This is a genomic window from Pantoea sp. SM3 (assembly GCF_000963995.1).
Taxonomy (GTDB): domain Bacteria; phylum Pseudomonadota; class Gammaproteobacteria; order Enterobacterales; family Enterobacteriaceae; genus Pantoea; species Pantoea rwandensis_B.
In genome coordinates this window covers 12,253-29,355 of sequence record NZ_JZRD01000033.1, presented here as the reverse complement: position 1 = coordinate 29,355, position 17,103 = coordinate 12,253, and the positions used below count along the sequence as shown (strand labels likewise).

Sequence of the window (17,103 nt, the reverse complement as noted above, 5' to 3'; positions counted from 1 at the left end):
GCATGCCAGCCTTTCTGCGCATGTTAAATGGTCTGGCCCTGCTGGCCTGGCCATTTCTGGTGTGGCTCGCTGTCACCCATCCGCAATGGCGTGGTGTGATTGCTCTGTTAGCCTTGCTGTTTGGCTGGCGCATCTGGCAGTTACGTCACGCGCAGGGCGCGATGGGGCGAGTGATGCTGTTGCTGGCGCTGGTGGGCACCTTACTGTGCCTTGCCAGCATGCTGTTGCGCAGCCAGCATTTGTTGCTGTGGTATCCGGTGGTGGTGAATACGCTGATGCTGCTGCTGTTTGGCACATCTTTATGGAGCCCCATGCCATTGGTCGAACGTTTAGCGCGGCTGCGTGAAGCGGATTTGCCCGCGCGGGCAGTGCGCTATACGCGGCGCGTGACACAGGTATGGTGTGGGTTTTTCATTTTTAACGGCAGCGTGGCGTTGGTCACTTGCCTGCTCAATGATCTCTCGCTGTGGACACTCTGGAATGGGTGCATCAGCTATCTGCTGATGGGCACGCTGATGGGCGGCGAATGGCTGCTGCGTCAGCGTATGAGGAACAAGGCATGAAGGTGGTGAGTATCCGCGACTGGCTCGAAGCGCCGGATCGTGTCGTGGCCTGGCAAGGGCAGCAACAGCATTGGTTATCGGAAATGCGCCAGCAGGTGATGGCGTTAGTGGAAACATTGCAACGGCTGCCGGGCCAGCACTGGGCGTTATGCTTCGATAACAGTTATCACTTCACGGCTGCGCTGCTAGCGTTATGGCACGCCGGTAAAACCCCGGTGCTCCCCGGACATTGTCGGGCCGCGCAGCTGGAAGAGATGGCAGAACAATTGGATGGCGTGATCAGCGATATGCCGCTGGCGGTGTCCCTGCCACAGTTGCGCTGGGACGGTGCACTGGCGCTGGGTGAGCTGCCTGCCATCGGCGGGGATGCCGCGCTGGTGTTGTTCACCTCCGGTTCCACTGGCACCCCACGTCGCGTAGTGAAATCACTGCGTGCACTCGATCTCGAAGCGCAGTGGCTGGCGGCGTTATGGGCCGAACGTCTGCAGCAATGCCACGTCATTGCCTCAGTGAGCCATCAGCATCTGTATGGCCTGACGTTTCGCATTGTGTTACCGATGGCGTTAAGTTTGCCACTCGCCGCCCAGCAAATTTTTTACGGTGAGCAGTTGGCCGATCAGCGTCGCGATCGACGCTACGCCTTTATTAGCAGTCCGGCCTTTTTGCGACGCCTTGATCCTGCCCTGGAAGCGCCGTCGTGTGCGTTGATTGTTTCGGCAGGCGGGGCTTTGCCCTGGGCTGATGCGCAACGTGCTCAGGATGCCTTCGCTTGTGCGGTGGATGAGATTTACGGCAGCACCGAAACCGGCGTGATGGGCTGGCGCTGTGCGCAGGAAGAAAACGCCCCGTGGCACTGTTTTCCACAGGTCAGGCTGGAGCAGCAGGCATCTGCTGAATGGCGGGTGTTTTCGGCGTTGCTGGAAACCACTGAGGGTTGGCCGCTCGACGATCGTATTGTGCAACAGCCCTCCGGCGTATTTCAGCTGGCGGGGCGTCAGGATCGGGTGGTGAAGATCGAAGATAAGCGCGTTTCTCTCAGTGAGATCGAGCGACGACTGCTGGCCTTACCCGGCGTGGAAGATGCTGCCGCTCTGGCGATTCAGCGTCACGGACGTCAGGCGATTGGCGTGGTGCTGGCTTTGCCGGACACGCTGGATGCCGCAACGCTGACCCAACGCAAGAAACTATGGAAAATCGCGCTGCAACCCTGGCTTGAACCGGTCGCCATGCCGCGTTACTGGCGTGTCGTCAACGCGATTCCGGTGACGGCGCAGAGTAAACGCGCCTGGCCCCAAATTGAGGAACTGTTTGATGTTGCCGGTTGAACTTAACGCCCTGCAGCAGGGCGCAACACTGACGTTGCGCCTGCATGCTGCCGCGGATCTGTTTTGGTTCCGCGGCCACTTCCCGACCTTACCGATTTTACCCGGCGTGGCGCAGCTCGACTGGGCTTTACATTACGGCCTGTCACGCCTGGCCATCGGTAAACACTTCCGTTCTATTGAGAACATCAAGTTTCAGCAGCCGGTGCCGCCTAATGCGGAGCTGGAGCTGCAGCTGAGCTGGCAGGAAGACAAATCACTGCTGAGCTTCAGCTACAGCCTGATTCGCGTGGACAGCATTGAGATTGCCAGCAGCGGGAAGATTCGCCTGTGCTGAATGCGCCTTTCAACCCCTGTGTTCTGATTCCCTGTTACAACCACGGCGCCATGCTGGCCTCGGTGCTGGCGCGCCTGGCTCCTTTTAATCTGCCGGTGATTATCGTCGATGACGGCAGTGATACGCAGACGCAGCAGCAGATCGCCGCCCTTGAGGCCCCACAGCTGGATATCCTCACCTTGCCGATGAATCAGGGCAAAGGTGCGGCGGTGATCGCCGGGATGCGCCGAGCCGCCGCAGCAGGGTACAGCCACGCGCTACAACTCGACGCGGATGGTCAGCATCAGGTGGAAGACACGCCGCGCATGCTGGCGGAAGCGGAAAGCCATCCCGATTGCCTGATCTCCGGCCAGCCTGTTTACGATGATTCCATTCCGAAATCCCGCTTGTATGGCCGTTACATCACCCATTTTTGGGTGTGGATTGAAACGCTCTCCTTCTCGCTAAAAGACAGCATGTGCGGTTTTCGTGTTTACCCGCTGCAACCTTCATTAGCACTCTGCGATCGCCACCCGATTGGCCAGCGCATGGATTTCGACACCGAAATCATGGTGCGACTCTACTGGCAGGGCACGCCGAGCCGCTTTATCAGCACGCGCGTCACCTATCCGGAAAGCGGCCTGTCACATTTTGATGCCTTGCACGACAACCTGCGTATCTCATGGATGCACACGCGCCTGTTCTTTGGCATGGTGCCGCGTATCCCACAGTTACTGAGCCGGGGTAAAACGGCGCAGCACTGGGCCGCCACGCCAGAACGCCGGGGTCAGAGCGGGTTGCGTTTTATGCTGTGGTTGTACCGTCGCGCTGGGCGGCTGCCGTTTGTGCTGTTGCTTTGGCCGGTGGTGGCGGTTTACTGGTTGAGCGGACGTGAGGCGCGTAACGCTTCTCAGCAATGGCTGACGCGGGTGCAGGCAGAAGCCAGTAAACAGCAGATTGCCCTGCCGGCGCCGATCAACAGCTATCGACACTTTCTGCGCTTTGGTTACAGCATGCTGGATAAAGTCGCCAGCTGGCGCGGAGAGGTGCAGTGGGGGCGCGATATTGATTTTGCGCCGGGTGCCGAAGCGGTCATCCGTGCTGCGGATGGCAAAGGACATTTGATCCTCGCTTCGCATCTGGGCGATATCGAAGCCTGCCGCGCGATGGCAAAGCAGGTCAGCGGGCTGGTGATCAACGCGCTGGTGTTTACTGATAACGCCCAGCGCTTTCGCGAGGTGCTGGAGAGCATCGCGCCGCAGGCCGGGGTAAATCTGATGCCGGTCACCGATATCGGCCCGGATACGGCCATTCTGCTGCAGCAAAAACTGGATGCCGGTGAATGGGTGGCGATTCTCGGCGATCGTACCGCCGTGCATCGTCAGCGCGGGGGCGAACGCCGCGTGGTGTGGAGTGCATTTATGGGCCGTCCGGCACCGTTTCCGCAGGGGCCTTTTGTGCTGGCCGCCGCCTTACGCTGTCCGGTGCTGTTGATGTTTGCCTTGCGGGAACAGGGCAGACTGCGTGTGCATTGTGAGCCTTTTGCCGATCCGATCCTGCTGCCGCGAGCCCAACGACAGGCGGCGCTGCAGGCCACGGTGGATCGCTATGCCGAGCGACTGCAACAGCATGCGCTGATGGCGCCGCTGGACTGGTTTAACTTTTACGATTTCTGGACGTTACCAGAGGAGAAGAGCCGCGATGAGTGAACATATCTGGCGCGCTGAGGTTGAATTAACCGTGTCGTTTCACGACTGCGACCCGATGGGCGTGGTGTGGCACGGCAACTATTTCCGTTTTTTTGAAGTGGCGCGTGAAGCGCTGTTGCGCAGCATCAACTATAGCTACGCTGAGATGACCGCCAGCGGTTTTGTCTGGCCAGTGGTGGACACGCGTGTCAAATACCGCCAGCCGTTACGCTGTGAAGAGGTGATCCGCGTGGAAGCCCGCATTACGGAATACGAGAACCGCTTGCGTATCGATTATGTCATCCGCAATGTGGCGGGCCAGGTCACCACCAAAGCACACACGCTGCAAGTGGCGGTGGATGCGGTGAGTCAGGAGATGAAATTCGTTTCACCCGATATTTTATTTGAACGCCTGGGAGTCAAACCGTGATCAGAACTCTTTGTTTGATGCTGACGTTGCTGTGTGCCAGTGCACAGGCCATCACGTTGGATCAGCTGCAGCAGCGTTTTGCCAGCCAGACGGTGATCCGCGCCAACTTCGAGCAGGTGCGCACCATTTCTGGTATGTCGCAGCCGCTGGTGTCGCGTGGCCAGCTATTAATCGCCCAGCAACAAGGTTTGTGGTGGCATCAGGCCACGCCGTTTGTGATGACCTTGATTCTCGATGATAAGCGGATGGTTCAGAGCATGAGCGGGCAGCCGCCGCAGGTGATCACCGCCGACAGCAATCCACAGATGTTTCAGTTCAATCATCTGCTGCGGGCCTTATTTCAGGCCGACGAAAAGGTGCTGCGCGAGAATTTTGAACTCGATTTCCACGATAAAGGGAATGACCAGTGGCAGCTCAGCCTGACGCCGAAGGCGGCACCGCTGAACAAAATCTTCAACCGCATCGATCTGCAAGGCGCAGCCTTCCTTAACAGCATTACGCTGGATGATAAGCAGGGCGATAAAACCGCCATCACTTTAAGTGACACCCGCACCGAGCCGAAACAACTGACTGATGAAGAGCGAGCGCGTTTTGCCCCAGCGCAGTGAGAAAACCGCTGCGCTGCTGTGGCTGGCGGTATGTCTGGCATTGGCGGTGGCACTGGCCATCCTGTTGCCGCGCAGCCAGCTGAACAGCAGCGTGCTGGCTTTATTGCCGCAACAAAATCTGGGTCAAGCACCCGCTGAGATCCAGCAAGGCTTTATGCAGCGGCTGGATCGCCAACTGGTGTGGCTGGTGAGCGCCGATGATGCGCATGGCGATGAAGTGGCAGAGTGGTGGCAAGCGCAGCTTCAGGCGCTGCCGATGCTGAAACAGGTTAGCGGTGCGCTGGATGATGACCAGATGCAGCGTTGGGGCACCTACGCCTTCCAGCATCGTAACGGCCTGATCGATCCATTGACGCGCGCACGTCTGCAAAACGGCGGTACGGCACAAGCCGACTGGATTCTGGCGCAACTGTTCTCAGCGTTTGCCGGTGTGAGCAGTAAAGAAATTCAAAACGACCCGCTGATGCTGGTGCGTGGCGCGCAACTGGCACTGCAGCAGAATGCCAGCAAAATGGTGCTGCATAACGGCTGGTTAACCGTGAATGACGCCCAGCAGCGCCGCTGGTATTTCCTGCACGGTGAACTGGCGAGCAACGCCTTTAGCATTCAGCAAAGTCATCAGTTGGTGACCGCCCTCAATCAGCTTGAACAGCAGTTAAAAACACGCTGGCCAGATGCCCAGCTGTTAACGCGTGGCACCGTGCTGTTTAGCGATGATGCCAGCCAGCGCGCGCAGCATGATGTCGAAACGCTCGGCAGCGTCACACTGGCCGGCTTGCTGCTGCTGGTGTGGCTGGTGTTTCGCTCGCTGCGGCCCTTGGCGCTGTGTGCGCTCTCGGTGGCGATAGGCGCGATGGCGGGTACGGTGCTGACCTTGATCTGTTTTGGTGAGCTGCATCTCACGACGTTAGTGATGAGCCTCAGCATTGTCGGCATCTCTGCCGATTATACCTTGTACTATCTGACGGAACGCATGGTACACGGCGAACAATCCACGCCATGGCAAAGTCTGCACAAGGTGCGGGCCACTTTACTGCTGGCACTGGGCACCACGGCGATTGCCTGGCTGCTGATGTTGCTGGCACCGTTCCCCGGTTTGCGCCAGCTGGCGGTGTTTGCCGCCAGCGGGTTAAGTGCCTCTTGCCTGACGGTGATCTGTTTTTATCCATGGCTGGTGCGCGGCCTGCCGGTGCGCCCCATCCCCGGCATGGTGTGGCTGGCGCGCTGGTTAGCGGCATGGCGCCGCAACACGCTGTTAAAAGTTGGATTGCCACTGCTGGTGGCGCTCTATGCATTGAGCGGTATCCTGCAACTGCATGTCGATGACGATATTGCCCATCTGCAGAGCGCTCCCGCGAAACTGCTAGCGCAGGATCGCCAACTGGCACAGCTCACGGGACAGCAGGCCGATCAAACCTGGTTTGTGGTATGGGGCGATAACGAACAGCAGGCATTGCAGCGTCTCAGCGAATTAACACCAAAGCTGCAACTGGCGCAGCAGCAGGGTTGGATGGCGGGTTATCGCGTATTGCCGCTTAATTCGCTGGATCAGCAACAGCAGGATCTGCAGCTGTTGCAGCAGGCCGCGCCAACTATCCTGGCGCGGTTAACACAGGCAGGCATCACGTTAACCCATGCCGACTTAACGGCGATGCCAGTCAAAGCCGATAACTGGCTGGCGAGTCCGCTGAGTGAGGGCTGGCGTTTGCTATGGCTCTCGTTGCCGGATGGACGCAGCAGCGTGCTGGTGCCGGTCAATGGCGTGAAAAACAGTGCGGCGTTATTGGACTTGGCCACGCAGCAGGCGGGCGTGAGCTGGGTCGATCGCAAAGCCAGCTACGATGAGCTGTTCCGCTTCTGGCGTACGCTGCTGAGTGGCCTGTTGGCACTCGCGCTGCTGCTGATTACCGTCAGTTATATCGTACGGCTGGGTTTACCCGCGGGCTTACGGAGCGCGTTGCCTTCCTGGCTATCGCTGGCGGCAGCGCTGGCAACATTAGGCTGGATTGGCGCCAGCCTGAACTTATTTGCGCTGCTGGCGCTGATTCTGGTGCTGGGCATCGGCATCAATTACACGTTGTTCTTCAGTAATCCGCGCGGTACGCCACTGACCTCAATGCTGGCCGTCACGCTGGCGATGATGACCACACTGCTGACGTTGGGCATGCTGGTGTTCAGCAGCACGGCGGCGATCAGTGGTTTTGGCACGGTGCTGTGCAGCGGGATCTTTTGTGCATTCTTGCTGGCCCCACTGGCGCTGGCACCAGGGAAAAGGAAGCAACGATGAAAACAGGTGCTTTGTTGTTGATGCTGAGTCTGCTGTTGAGCAGTTGCGCACAGCATGACAGCGCATCCAATCGGCCCACCGCGTGGCTGAAACCGGGCGTGCGCGTCACGTTGCCTGCGCCGGGCATTTCACCTGCGTTTCAGCAGCAGCAACTGCTGACCGGCCACGCCAAAGGTAAAACCCAGTCACTGCTGGTGCTGTTGAGCGCCGATTCACAGCAAATCAGCCTGGCGGGATTGTCCTCACTGGGCATTCGCTTGTTCCGCGTGACCTATGATAAAAACGGGATTCATACGCAGCAGATGATGGCGCTGCCCGAAATGCCGCCCGCCAGCCAGGTGCTAGCGGATGTCATGCTGAGCCACTGGCCGCTGAGTGCATGGCAGCCACAGTTGCCGCCAGGCTGGCAGTTGATCGACGATGGCGATCGTCGTGAGTTGCGCGATCCTGCCGGTAACGTAGTGACGTTGATTCGCTATCTGCAACGGGGAACCGTGCGTGAACCGATCAGCATCGACCAGCGCGCATTCGGTTATCAAATTCAAATCCAGCATCTGGACGCATCCTCATGATCTACATTTCGGCGTTTGGCATGGTGAATGCGCTCGGCAACTCACTGGAGCAGATTGCCGCGCAGCTGACGTCAGGTCGCGCACCCGGCATGCAGCCGCGCGAAGGCTGGTTGCAGCAAAGTAAAACCTGTTGGCTGGGCGAGGTGCCGGGCGAATTGCCGTCAGTGCCCGACGCACTTGCCGTGCATAACACGCGCAATAATCAGCTGCTGCTGGCGGCACTGGCGCAGATCCGTCCGGCCGTGGATGCGGCGATTGCCCGGTTTGGTCGTGAGCGCGTGGCGGTGGTGCTGGGCACCAGCACGTCAGGGGTGGACGAGGGCGATCGTCAAGTCGACAGAGGCTTGCCGGGTTACGATTACCGCATGCAAGAGTTAGGTGATCCGTCGCGCTTCCTGGCGCACTATCTTGAACTGGATGGCCCGGCGTATACGATTTCTACTGCCTGTTCCTCCAGCGCCCGCGCGTTAATCAGCGGACAGCGCTTGATTGAGGCCGGTTTGGTGGATGTGGCGCTGGTGGGCGGTGCGGATTCATTGAGCCGCATGCCAATTAACGGCTTTGCCAGCCTGGACTCGTTATCCGAGCGCCAGTGTGCACCGTTCAGTGCAGAACGTGACGGTATTTCAATCGGTGAAGCGGGGGCGCTGCTACTGCTAACGCGTGAGCCGCAGCCTCTGGCGCTACTTGGTGCGGGTGAATCATCAGACGCCTGGCATATGTCGGCTCCGCATCCTGAAGGCATTGGCGCCGAGCAAGCGATGCAGATGGCGCTGAAGCAGGCCGAATTGCAGCCGCAGGATATCGGCTACATTAATTTGCACGGCACCGCGACGCCACTCAACGATCAGGTCGAGTCGGGCGTGGTTCATCGCTTGTTTGGCGATAGCGTGCCTTGTAGTTCCACTAAGCACCTAACGGGCCATACGCTCGGTGCGGCGGGTGCGACCGAGGCGGCGCTGGCGGCACTTATCGTGCAGCAGAATCTGGCGTTACCGGCGCAGGATTTTAGCGCCACTACCCTGGATAGCACGCTGCCGGTTTGCGGACTGCTGACTTTGCCACAGCCGCTGGCGCGTCCCATCATCGCCTCAAACTCTTTTGCTTTTGGCGGGAATAACACCTGCCTGATTGTAGGAAAGCCTCATGACTGATTTTCTGCCGGTGGGCGATTATCTGCCGCACCGTGCACCGATGCTGCTGCTGGATCGCGTGATTCAGGTCAGCGACGAGCGCGTAGTGTGTGAAGTGACGATCAACCACCATGGCGCACTCGCTCCGTTTCTTAATGCGCAGGGCGAACTGCCCGCGTGGTTTGGCGTCGAGATCATGGCGCAGACCGTTGGCGTCTGGTCAGGCTTTCATGCCCGACAGCGCGGCGATCGGGATATCCGCCCCGGCATGTTACTGGGTGGACGCGGCTATCGTGCCGCTGCTGACACCTTTGCCGCAGACAGCACGCTGCGGGTGGAGATGCATCTGCTGATGCGTGATGACAAGCTCGGTAGCTTCGAAGGCGAGATCCGCAGTCAGGATGCGGTCCTTGCCAGCGGTCGGCTGAATACCTATCAGCCGGATGAACAGGAACTTAATCAATTACAACAAGGGATGCAGCCGTGACGCGCAGCGTATTAGTGACCGGCGCCAGTAAAGGGATTGGCCGCGCCATTGCGCTTCGCCTGGCGCAGGATGGTTTCAACGTGGTGGTGCATTACCACCGTGATGCAGCGGGTGCACAACAGACGCTGGCGGACATCACGGATGCGGGCGGAGTGGGGCGCACTCTGCAGTTTGACGTGGCCGATCGCGAGGCCACGCGCACCGCAATTGAAAACGATATCGCCGAACACGGCGCCTATTACGGCGTAGTGAACAATGCCGGTATCACGCGTGACGGCGCTTTCCCGGCCCTGACCGAAGATGAGTGGGACAGCGTGATCCACACCAACCTCGACAGCTTCTACAACGTGATTCATCCCTGTGTGATGCCGATGATTGGTCTGCGTCAAGGCGGCCGAATCGTCACCTTATCCTCGGTGTCCGGTATCATGGGCAATCGCGGCCAGGTGAATTACAGCGCGGCCAAAGCGGGGATCATTGGTGCCACCAAAGCGCTGGCAATCGAGTTAGCAAAACGCAAAATCACCGTGAACTGTATCGCGCCAGGTTTGATCGACACCGGCATGACGGGTCTGGAGCCGATGGTGATCGACGAAGCGCTAAAGATCATTCCTATGAAGCGCATGGGGGCGGCTGAGGAAGTTGCCGGACTCGCCAGCTATTTGCTGTCGGATATTGCGGGCTACGTTACGCGTCAGGTGATTTCAATCAACGGAGGTATGCTGTGATGCAGCGAGTCGTGGTTACGGGCATGGGTGGCGTCACCGCCTTTGGCGAAAACTGGCCCGCGGTGGCCGCACGCATCAAGCAGGGGCAAAACGCGGTGCGGAAAATGCCGGAGTGGCAAATTTACGACGGATTGCACACCTTGCTTGGTGCCCCGGTAGATAATTTCGAACTGCCTGCGCACTACACGCGTAAACGCATTCGTTCCATGGGGCGTGTTTCGTTAATGGCAACGCGCGCCACCGAGCTGGCGCTGGAACAGGCCGGCTTGATCGATCACCCGGTGCTGACCAGCGGAGAAACCGGCATTGCCTATGGCTCATCGACTGGCAGCACCGGCCCGGTCAGTGAATTTGCCACCATGCTGACGGAAAAGCACACCAATAACATTACCGGCACCACCTATGTGCAGATGATGCCGCATACCACGGCGGTGAACGCCGGGCTGTTCTTTGGCCTGCGCGGCCGGGTGATCCCGACTTCCAGCGCCTGCACCTCAGGCAGCCAGGCGATCGGCTATGCATGGGAAGCGATCCGCCATGGATATCAAACCGTGATGGTGGCAGGCGGTGCGGAAGAACTGTGTCCTTCCGAAGCGGCGGTGTTTGACACGCTGTTTGCCACCAGTCAACGCAACGATGCACCGCATTCATCGCCGTCACCTTTTGATCAACAGCGCGATGGGCTGGTGATTGGCGAGGGTGCGGGAACATTGATCCTCGAATCACTGGAGCATGCCCAGGCACGCGGCGCCACCATTTACGCCGAACTGGTAGGGTTCCACACCAACTGTGATGCGGCACATATTACCCAGCCGCAGCGTGAAACCATGCAGATTTGCATCGAACGCGCGCTGAAAACGGCGGGCGTCACGCCGGAGCAGATTGGCTATATCAATGCCCATGGCACGGCGACGGACCGGGGCGATATCGCTGAAAGTCAGGCGACGGCGGCAATTTTTGGCAATGACACGCCGATTTCATCGCTGAAAAGTTACTTTGGTCACACGCTCGGTGCTTGCGGCGCGTTGGAAGCCTGGATGAGCATTGAGATGATGCGAGAAGGGTGGTTTGCGCCCACGCTGAATCTGACACAGCCCGCTGCAGAGTGCGGCGATCTTGACTATATCATGGGCGAATCACGCTCAATTGATACCGATTATATTCAATCCAACAACTTTGCCTTCGGTGGTATCAACACCTCGCTGGTGTTTAAACGCTGGCGCGACGCTTAACCCCCTCCTTGAGCCAGCGGCGATTGTCATAAAGCCGCTGGACTCTGATTTTTACCGGTCTCAAATCCCCACAAAATATGCGTGAAAATGCAGACTGATGCTTATAAAAGTCGCAATCTTTGCGATTTCTTAACGATCTGGCGTACCTGACCACGTGTGATGAAGAAAGTTCAGCGAATTTGCTTGCTTTCGCATTCGCTCTCCGCATAATCGCAAACCGTAATAAAAATGATTATCAATATATTTCGTATCAGGGGATATCCATGCGTACTTCGCCTTTCAATCCCGGACTGAAACCGACGCTGCTTGCTGTTATGGTCAGTGCCGGTTGTTTGCCAGTGATGGCTGCTACCACCAACACCACAACGTCTTCAACCGCGGCCAAAAACGAACAGCAGACGCTGACCGTGACCGCGACGCCACAAGCTGATTTCAAATCCGGCGGCAATGATTTAGTGCCCGCATATCTCGACGGGCAAATTGCCCACGGCGGCCGCCTCGGCATGCTGGGTGAGCAGAATGCCATGGACGTGCCGTTTAACGTCATCGGCTTCACCTCGAAAATGATTCAGGATCAGCAGGCGAAAACCATCGCTGACGTCGTGCGCAATGACGCCAGCGTGCAGAACGTTCAGGGTTACGGCAACTACGCTGAAACCTATCGCATTCGTGGTTTTGAGCTGGATGGCGATGACATGACCTATGGCGGACTGCCAGGCGTCGTGCCGCGTCAGGTCATCGATACCCAATTGATTGATCGCGTGGAAGTGTTTAAAGGCGCTAACTCACTGGTTAACGGTGCGGCAACCTCAGGCGTTGGCGGCATGATCAACCTTGAGCCAAAACACGCGGAAGATACGCCAATGGCGCGTGTCGGCCTGGATTACACGTCGTCTTCTCAGGTGGGCGGATCGGTTGATGCCGGACGTCGTTTTGGTGATAACAATCAATTTGGCGTTCGCGTCAATGTACTGGATCGTGAAGGTGATACCGCAGTGCATGGCGCTAAACGCCGCACCACTGCCGCTTCCCTTGGCCTGGATTTCCGTGGCGATCGCCTGCGTACCTCACTGGATGTCGGTTACCAGAAACAGACCTTCCACGGTGACCGTATCGGCGTCAACGTGAGTGGGCTGGACTTCATTCCTGCCCCCACAGCTGCCACGCATAACACCAGCCAGCCTTGGGTCTACAGCAATATCGAGAGTGAATTCGGTATGGCGAAGGCCGAGTATGATTTAACCGATAGCTGGACCTGGTACGGTGCGGTGGGTGCTCAGCACTCCCATGAAATTGGCCTGTATGCCAGCCCGGCGGTCTCCGATGCCAGCGGCGATGCGCAGTATGGCCGCTTAGATACCAACCGTATCAGCGATGCTTTCAGTGGCATGACGGGTATTCGCGGTAACTTCACCACCGGATTTGTCACCCACAAAGTTAACTTTGGTTATTCTGCTGTCACTCAGGCGAATAAAACGGCGTGGCGTTATGGCGCAGCGTCAGTAGACACCAATATTTATAACACCCCGACCACTGCTGTCCCGGAAACGACCTCAGGCAGTGGTGATTACCACGATCCGCTGACCACGGGCCGCACGCGTACTCAGGGTTATCTGCTGAGCGATACCTTAGGCTTCTTTGATGACACCGTATTGTTCACTGCCGGTGCTCGTCATCAGAAAGTCGTGGTACGCAGCTACGATAACAACACAGGTGCGGAAGATACCGATTCTCGCTTTGATGCCAGCCGCTGGATGCCAACTTACGGCGTGGTGTATAAGCCATGGAAAGAGGTTTCTTTCTATGCCAACCACACCGAAGCCCTGCAACCGGGTAGCGCGGCGCCAAATACCGCCGCCAACTACGGTAAAACCACCGGGATCGCGCACTCTAAGCAGAATGAAGTGGGCGTGAAGGTTGACTTTGACCGTGTTGGTGGAGCGCTGTCTCTGTTTGATATCCGCAAACCTAACGCGATCACTAACAGCGATAATGTTTATGCGCTGAACGGCGAGCAACGTAACCGCGGTGTTGAGCTGAATCTGTTTGGCGAACCGGTTTTAGGTTTCCGTCTGAACGGCAGTGCCACCTGGCTGGATGCACAGATCACCGAATCTGCTAACGGCACATTGAATGGCAAACAGGCGATTGGCGTTCCTCGTTACTACTTTGTTCTGGGTGCCGAATACGACATCAAACCGGTGGATGGCTTAACAGCCACGGCTTATGTTAACCATTCAGGCTCACAGTATGCCGATGCGCAGAACACCAAGTCGCTGGATGGTTACACCACGCTGGATCTCGGTGTGCGTTACCGCACCAAGCTGAACGAGCATGATATGGTCTGGCGCGTGGGCGTTGATAACGTCACCAATGAGAAGTACTGGTCAAGCGTAGAAAGCTACGGCACCTACATTTACCAGGGCGATCCTCGCACCTTGAAAGTCTCCATGAGCTACGATTTCTAATCCGCGCTTAACAGGGACGCCATCGCGTCCCTGTTGTCCTTTTATACTGAAATATTTCTGTACCTTGCCACGCATTCCATTACACTCAGTGCGGCAATCCTGCGCATAAAAGTCCTTTGTTATTGAGTCAACATGAGTTCACCCGCGCCACCTGACGATCACGACGAGCCTTTACGACAATCTCTGGATGATGCGCACTTCGCTATTGTGGTACTTGCAGTGACCTCTGTTACCCTTATAATCTTCGTCCTGATGGTGACATTATGGATGAGCTAAGGTCAGCAACAGTTCATGGAAGCCTGCAAGGAGATGTCGATGGAAGCCCGAGATGACAAACTGATCGCCATAATTGGCCTGCTCTCCGCCTGTTTAATTGGCGTGGTGTTTCTGTTCACTATGACGTGGCTAACTGATGTGCGCCATCCCGCCGATCCCACACTTGATGTACAAACCTGTCCGCCAAAAGTTCATCCGACGCAAAACTCTTAATCCTGCTGCTCCCGCTTGTGCCACTTAATTTGCTGACTGCGCAGCTCTAGCGCCAGCGCTTCGTGCAGCGTGCGATTGCCATTCGGATCGGCCAGTCCAAACAGCGCGCCAGGTGAACGTCGATCGTCGGCCCAGGCCGGATATTCGACTACCGGATAGAGCGAAATCCCTTCCAGCGCCACCCCTTCATCCAGTGCTAACAGCGCCTCTTCCGTGACATGCCGCAGCCAGGGAGCGCGTGCGTCACCTTCTGCACCGGTCTCTGCCAGTAATAGTGGACGTTGATAGCGCTGCCAGCACTGCAGCATCAGGCGATGCAGCGGTTGATAAGTCGCGTGTTCAGCTGGGATGGTATCGCCGGAAAAGAACCAGTGGTTATCGGGATAGTAATTCAGGCCGAGGATATCGAGGAAATCTTCACGTCCGCCCAGCTCCGGCGCATCGCGCCCGGCAATCCAGTCCCAGGCTTCAAATTGGGACTGATGCTGTGCATCTGCATAGGGCTTGCTGTCGGGGTTGTCGGGATCGGCGGCGATTTGTACCAGCGGATCGGTGAGCACAAAGCGCGCATCAGGATAAACTTCACGAATCGCCTGCATCGCTGCCAGCGAGGCGCGTACCAGCTGGCGTTTAAGTTCGCGGCCACGCTCGCTGGCATAGGGATCAAGCCAGGAAACATCGGCTCCTGCCCATGACCAGAACGAGATTTGGTTTATCGGGGTGAAAAAAGGGTGTTCAACGCCTTCATCAAGCATCAGTTGTGCCATGGCACGTGCGAAACGCTCAAAATGATCGACAAAGGCGCTGCGCCAGATATCGAGATGTTCCGGGTATCCAAAATGCGCCAGCTCCCAGATAATCTGCATATCATGGCGTGCGGCGGCATGAACCATGGGTAAAAAACTGCGCCAGTCGTATTTGTCAGGCGTGGCTTCGATCAAATGCCAGCGTGCACCGTCGCGGGCAGTGTGTAATCCTTCCTGCGCCAGTGCAGCGTAATCTTTCTCCAGTAACATGTCGTGACCACTACTGATCACCATATCCATACGCCGGCCACCACTGCGACAGGCGGTGGAGCAGGGGAAGCTACCCTGGAAGAAACTGCGGAAAAGCTGCGGGTGATGGCGCGGGGATTGCTGAGTCATCATCCTCTCCTCACGGTAAACGTCGGGGGCAGAACGCAAGCCTAAGTCTAGACTGTAAATTAAAGGCGCGTCAGCGAGCAGTAGCAGATGTCTCTGATTGCCATCCGCCGCGGGCAAGACCAACAATAATAGATCCAGTGAATTCAGGGATTCGGTATGAGTGAAGCAGCATCCGTTCAGCAGCCGCCATCGGGCGAAGGGTTACGAGAGATTGTTGATGCACGTTGTGCGCTGCATCCCGAGATGAGTGGCATCCATCCCCTCAACGATGGTTTGGACGCCTTTGCCGCGCGCTATCTATTGATGGGCATGGCGCAGCACACCATTGATGTGCAGTACTACATCTGGCACAACGATATGTCAGGGCGTTTGCTGTTTAGCGCGCTGCTGGATGCTGCCGAACGGGGCGTCAAAGTGCGCTTGCTATTAGATGACAACAATACGCCGGGCCTGGATGACACGCTGGCCGAACTGGATCGCCATCCGAATATTGCGGTGCGCTTGTTCAATCCGTTTTCCTTTCGCACCCTACGCGCGCTCGGCTACCTGACCGATTTCGCCCGACTTAATCGACGCATGCATAACAAGAGCCTGACGGTGGATGGGGCCGTGACACTGGTCGGTGGGCGCAATATCGGCGACGAATATTTCGGTACTGGCGATGAGCCGCTGTTTACCGATTTGGATGTGCTGGCGATTGGCCCGGTGGTACATCAGGTCGCGCACGATTTCGAGCGCTACTGGCAGAGCAAAGCGGTTTCACCCTTGCGCGCGGTGGTGGATGTCTCGGGCGATGCCCATCAGGCTGTGCGTTTACCGGCAGAGTGGCAGCAGAGTGAAGCCGTTCAGCGTTATCTGGCGCGGCTGGAGCACTCTTCTTTTGTCAGCCAAATGGAACAGGGATCAATGCAGATGACGTGGGCCGAATCGCGTCTGTTGAGTGATGATCCGCGCAAGGGACTGGGCAAAGCAAAACGTTCCAGTCTGTTACCGCAACGCATGCTGGAGGTGATTGGCACGCCGCAACAACAGTTCGACATCATCTCGGCGTATTTTGTGCCCACGCGTGCCGGCGTGGCTCATCTGGTCGCACTGAAGCGGCGGGGTGTCAAAATCGCCATACTCACCAATTCACTGGCGGCCAATGATGTGTCCGTGGTGCACGCAGGTTATGCGCGCTGGCGTAAAAAGCTGCTGCGTCATGGAATTGCGCTGTATGAAATGAAGCCACAAGCTAATGCCAGTGAAGCCCCGCATGACCGTGGGTTAACCGGTAATTCCGGCTCAAGCTTGCATGCGAAAACCTTCACTGTCGATAACCGAAAGGTGTTTATCGGCTCGTTTAATTTTGATCCCCGCTCTGCGGTGCTGAATACCGAAATGGGACTGGTGATTGAGAGTGAAGCCCTGGCGCAGCAAACTCATCAGCGCTTTATAGCCGGGATGCGCGATCGCGCCTGGACACTGCGTCTGGACAACTGGGGGCGGGTGAACTGGGTTGAGTATGCCGGTGAAGCCGGTGAGGTGGTGCACAAGCATGAGCCGCAGTGTACGTGGATACAACGACTGCTGGTGCGGTTGGTGTGGCGCTTACCGGTGGAGTGGTTGTTGTAAATGACAAAGACATCCTGGCGC

The 17,103-nt window shown here is 57.5% G+C and carries 16 protein-coding genes; 15 read left to right on the top strand and 1 reads right to left on the bottom strand.

Annotated elements, in window-relative coordinates; genetic code table 11:
* Window positions 1–2 precede the first annotated feature (2 nt).
* The 14 genes from VI01_RS18455 to VI01_RS25630 all read left to right on the top strand — a co-directional run bounded on the left by VI01_RS18455 (window position 3) and on the right by VI01_RS25630 (window position 14,323).
* Entirely contained in the window at window positions 3–563 is a 561-nt protein-coding gene (locus tag VI01_RS18455; RefSeq protein WP_045816216.1) for a hypothetical protein, read from the top strand.
* On the top strand, window positions 560–1,888 hold the full coding sequence (locus VI01_RS18450) for an AMP-binding protein (RefSeq protein ID WP_045816215.1): 1,329 nt from the start codon (window positions 560–562) through the stop codon (window positions 1,886–1,888). Before VI01_RS18455 ends, VI01_RS18450 begins: the two co-directional genes overlap by 4 nt.
* Window positions 1,875–2,222, top strand: coding sequence for a hydroxymyristoyl-ACP dehydratase (locus tag VI01_RS18445; protein WP_045816214.1), 348 nt, complete (start codon window positions 1,875–1,877; stop codon window positions 2,220–2,222). The genes VI01_RS18450 and VI01_RS18445 overlap by 14 nt, the downstream gene beginning before the upstream one ends.
* Complete coding sequence (locus VI01_RS18440) at window positions 2,216–3,910, top strand: glycosyltransferase (protein WP_045816213.1); 1,695 nt, start codon at window positions 2,216–2,218, stop codon at window positions 3,908–3,910. Before VI01_RS18445 ends, VI01_RS18440 begins: the two co-directional genes overlap by 7 nt.
* Window positions 3,903–4,319: a thioesterase family protein gene (locus VI01_RS18435; protein ID WP_045816212.1), complete on the top strand. Its 417-nt coding sequence runs from the start codon at window positions 3,903–3,905 to the stop codon at window positions 4,317–4,319. The genes VI01_RS18440 and VI01_RS18435 overlap by 8 nt, the downstream gene beginning before the upstream one ends.
* 17 nt (window positions 4,320–4,336) lie before the next feature.
* Entirely contained in the window at window positions 4,337–4,927 is a 591-nt protein-coding gene (locus VI01_RS18430) for an outer membrane lipoprotein carrier protein LolA (RefSeq protein WP_197079608.1), read from the top strand.
* On the top strand, window positions 4,893–7,214 hold the full coding sequence (locus VI01_RS18425) for an MMPL family transporter (RefSeq protein WP_045816210.1): 2,322 nt from the start codon (window positions 4,893–4,895) through the stop codon (window positions 7,212–7,214). The genes VI01_RS18430 and VI01_RS18425 overlap by 35 nt, the downstream gene beginning before the upstream one ends.
* Window positions 7,211–7,786, top strand: coding sequence for a DUF3261 domain-containing protein (locus VI01_RS18420; protein WP_038647671.1), 576 nt, complete (start codon window positions 7,211–7,213; stop codon window positions 7,784–7,786). The genes VI01_RS18425 and VI01_RS18420 overlap by 4 nt, the downstream gene beginning before the upstream one ends.
* Window positions 7,783–8,940 (top strand): beta-ketoacyl-[acyl-carrier-protein] synthase family protein, encoded by a 1,158-nt coding sequence (locus VI01_RS18415; protein WP_045816209.1) that lies wholly within the window; start codon window positions 7,783–7,785, stop codon window positions 8,938–8,940. The genes VI01_RS18420 and VI01_RS18415 overlap by 4 nt, the downstream gene beginning before the upstream one ends.
* Window positions 8,933–9,406 carry a hotdog family protein gene (locus VI01_RS18410; protein ID WP_045816208.1) on the top strand — a complete coding sequence of 158 codons (474 nt, stop codon included), beginning with the start codon at window positions 8,933–8,935 and terminating at the stop codon, window positions 9,404–9,406. Before VI01_RS18415 ends, VI01_RS18410 begins: the two co-directional genes overlap by 8 nt.
* The gene (locus VI01_RS18405; RefSeq protein ID WP_045816207.1) at window positions 9,403–10,134 is read left to right on the top strand and encodes a 3-ketoacyl-ACP reductase FabG2; all 732 of its coding nucleotides are present in this window, start codon (window positions 9,403–9,405) and stop codon (window positions 10,132–10,134) included. The genes VI01_RS18410 and VI01_RS18405 overlap by 4 nt, the downstream gene beginning before the upstream one ends.
* The gene (locus VI01_RS18400; protein WP_045816206.1) at window positions 10,134–11,366 is read left to right on the top strand and encodes a beta-ketoacyl-ACP synthase; all 1,233 of its coding nucleotides are present in this window, start codon (window positions 10,134–10,136) and stop codon (window positions 11,364–11,366) included. Before VI01_RS18405 ends, VI01_RS18400 begins: the two co-directional genes overlap by 1 nt.
* Before the next feature lie 263 nt (window positions 11,367–11,629).
* Window positions 11,630–13,834, top strand: coding sequence for a TonB-dependent siderophore receptor (locus VI01_RS18395; protein ID WP_045816205.1), 2,205 nt, complete (start codon window positions 11,630–11,632; stop codon window positions 13,832–13,834).
* 315 nt (window positions 13,835–14,149) lie between these two features.
* The gene (locus VI01_RS25630; RefSeq protein WP_197079606.1) at window positions 14,150–14,323 is read left to right on the top strand and encodes a hypothetical protein; all 174 of its coding nucleotides are present in this window, start codon (window positions 14,150–14,152) and stop codon (window positions 14,321–14,323) included.
* Here VI01_RS25630 and VI01_RS18390 read toward each other — a convergent pair.
* A complete protein-coding gene (locus VI01_RS18390) occupies window positions 14,320–15,468 on the bottom strand; it encodes a beta-glucosidase (RefSeq protein WP_045816204.1) in 1,149 nt (382 codons plus the stop codon). The genes VI01_RS25630 and VI01_RS18390 overlap by 4 nt on opposite strands.
* A gap of 156 nt (window positions 15,469–15,624) precedes the next feature.
* Here VI01_RS18390 and VI01_RS18385 point away from each other — a divergent pair, with 156 nt between their 5' ends.
* Window positions 15,625–17,082: a phosphatidylserine/phosphatidylglycerophosphate/cardiolipin synthase family protein gene (locus VI01_RS18385; protein ID WP_045816203.1), complete on the top strand. Its 1,458-nt coding sequence runs from the start codon at window positions 15,625–15,627 to the stop codon at window positions 17,080–17,082.
* Window positions 17,083–17,103 lie beyond the last annotated feature (21 nt).

Coding starts and splice junctions, on each gene's coding strand:
- VI01_RS18385 (WP_045816203.1), top strand. CDS start 15,625: ATGAGTGAAGCAGCATCCGTTCAGCAGCCGCCATCGGGCGAAGGGTTA.
- VI01_RS18425 (WP_045816210.1), top strand. CDS start 4,893: ATGAAGAGCGAGCGCGTTTTGCCCCAGCGCAGTGAGAAAACCGCTGCG.
- VI01_RS18450 (WP_045816215.1), top strand. CDS start 560: ATGAAGGTGGTGAGTATCCGCGACTGGCTCGAAGCGCCGGATCGTGTC.
- VI01_RS18390 (WP_045816204.1), bottom strand. CDS start 15,468: ATGACTCAGCAATCCCCGCGCCATCACCCGCAGCTTTTCCGCAGTTTC.
- VI01_RS18445 (WP_045816214.1), top strand. CDS start 1,875: ATGTTGCCGGTTGAACTTAACGCCCTGCAGCAGGGCGCAACACTGACG.
- VI01_RS18395 (WP_045816205.1), top strand. CDS start 11,630: ATGCGTACTTCGCCTTTCAATCCCGGACTGAAACCGACGCTGCTTGCT.
- VI01_RS18435 (WP_045816212.1), top strand. CDS start 3,903: ATGAGTGAACATATCTGGCGCGCTGAGGTTGAATTAACCGTGTCGTTT.
- VI01_RS25630 (WP_197079606.1), top strand. CDS start 14,150: ATGGAAGCCCGAGATGACAAACTGATCGCCATAATTGGCCTGCTCTCC.
- VI01_RS18400 (WP_045816206.1), top strand. CDS start 10,134: ATGCAGCGAGTCGTGGTTACGGGCATGGGTGGCGTCACCGCCTTTGGC.
- VI01_RS18415 (WP_045816209.1), top strand. CDS start 7,783: ATGATCTACATTTCGGCGTTTGGCATGGTGAATGCGCTCGGCAACTCA.
- VI01_RS18430 (WP_197079608.1), top strand. CDS start 4,337: ATGCTGACGTTGCTGTGTGCCAGTGCACAGGCCATCACGTTGGATCAG.
- VI01_RS18455 (WP_045816216.1), top strand. CDS start 3: ATGCCAGCCTTTCTGCGCATGTTAAATGGTCTGGCCCTGCTGGCCTGG.
- VI01_RS18420 (WP_038647671.1), top strand. CDS start 7,211: ATGAAAACAGGTGCTTTGTTGTTGATGCTGAGTCTGCTGTTGAGCAGT.
- VI01_RS18410 (WP_045816208.1), top strand. CDS start 8,933: ATGACTGATTTTCTGCCGGTGGGCGATTATCTGCCGCACCGTGCACCG.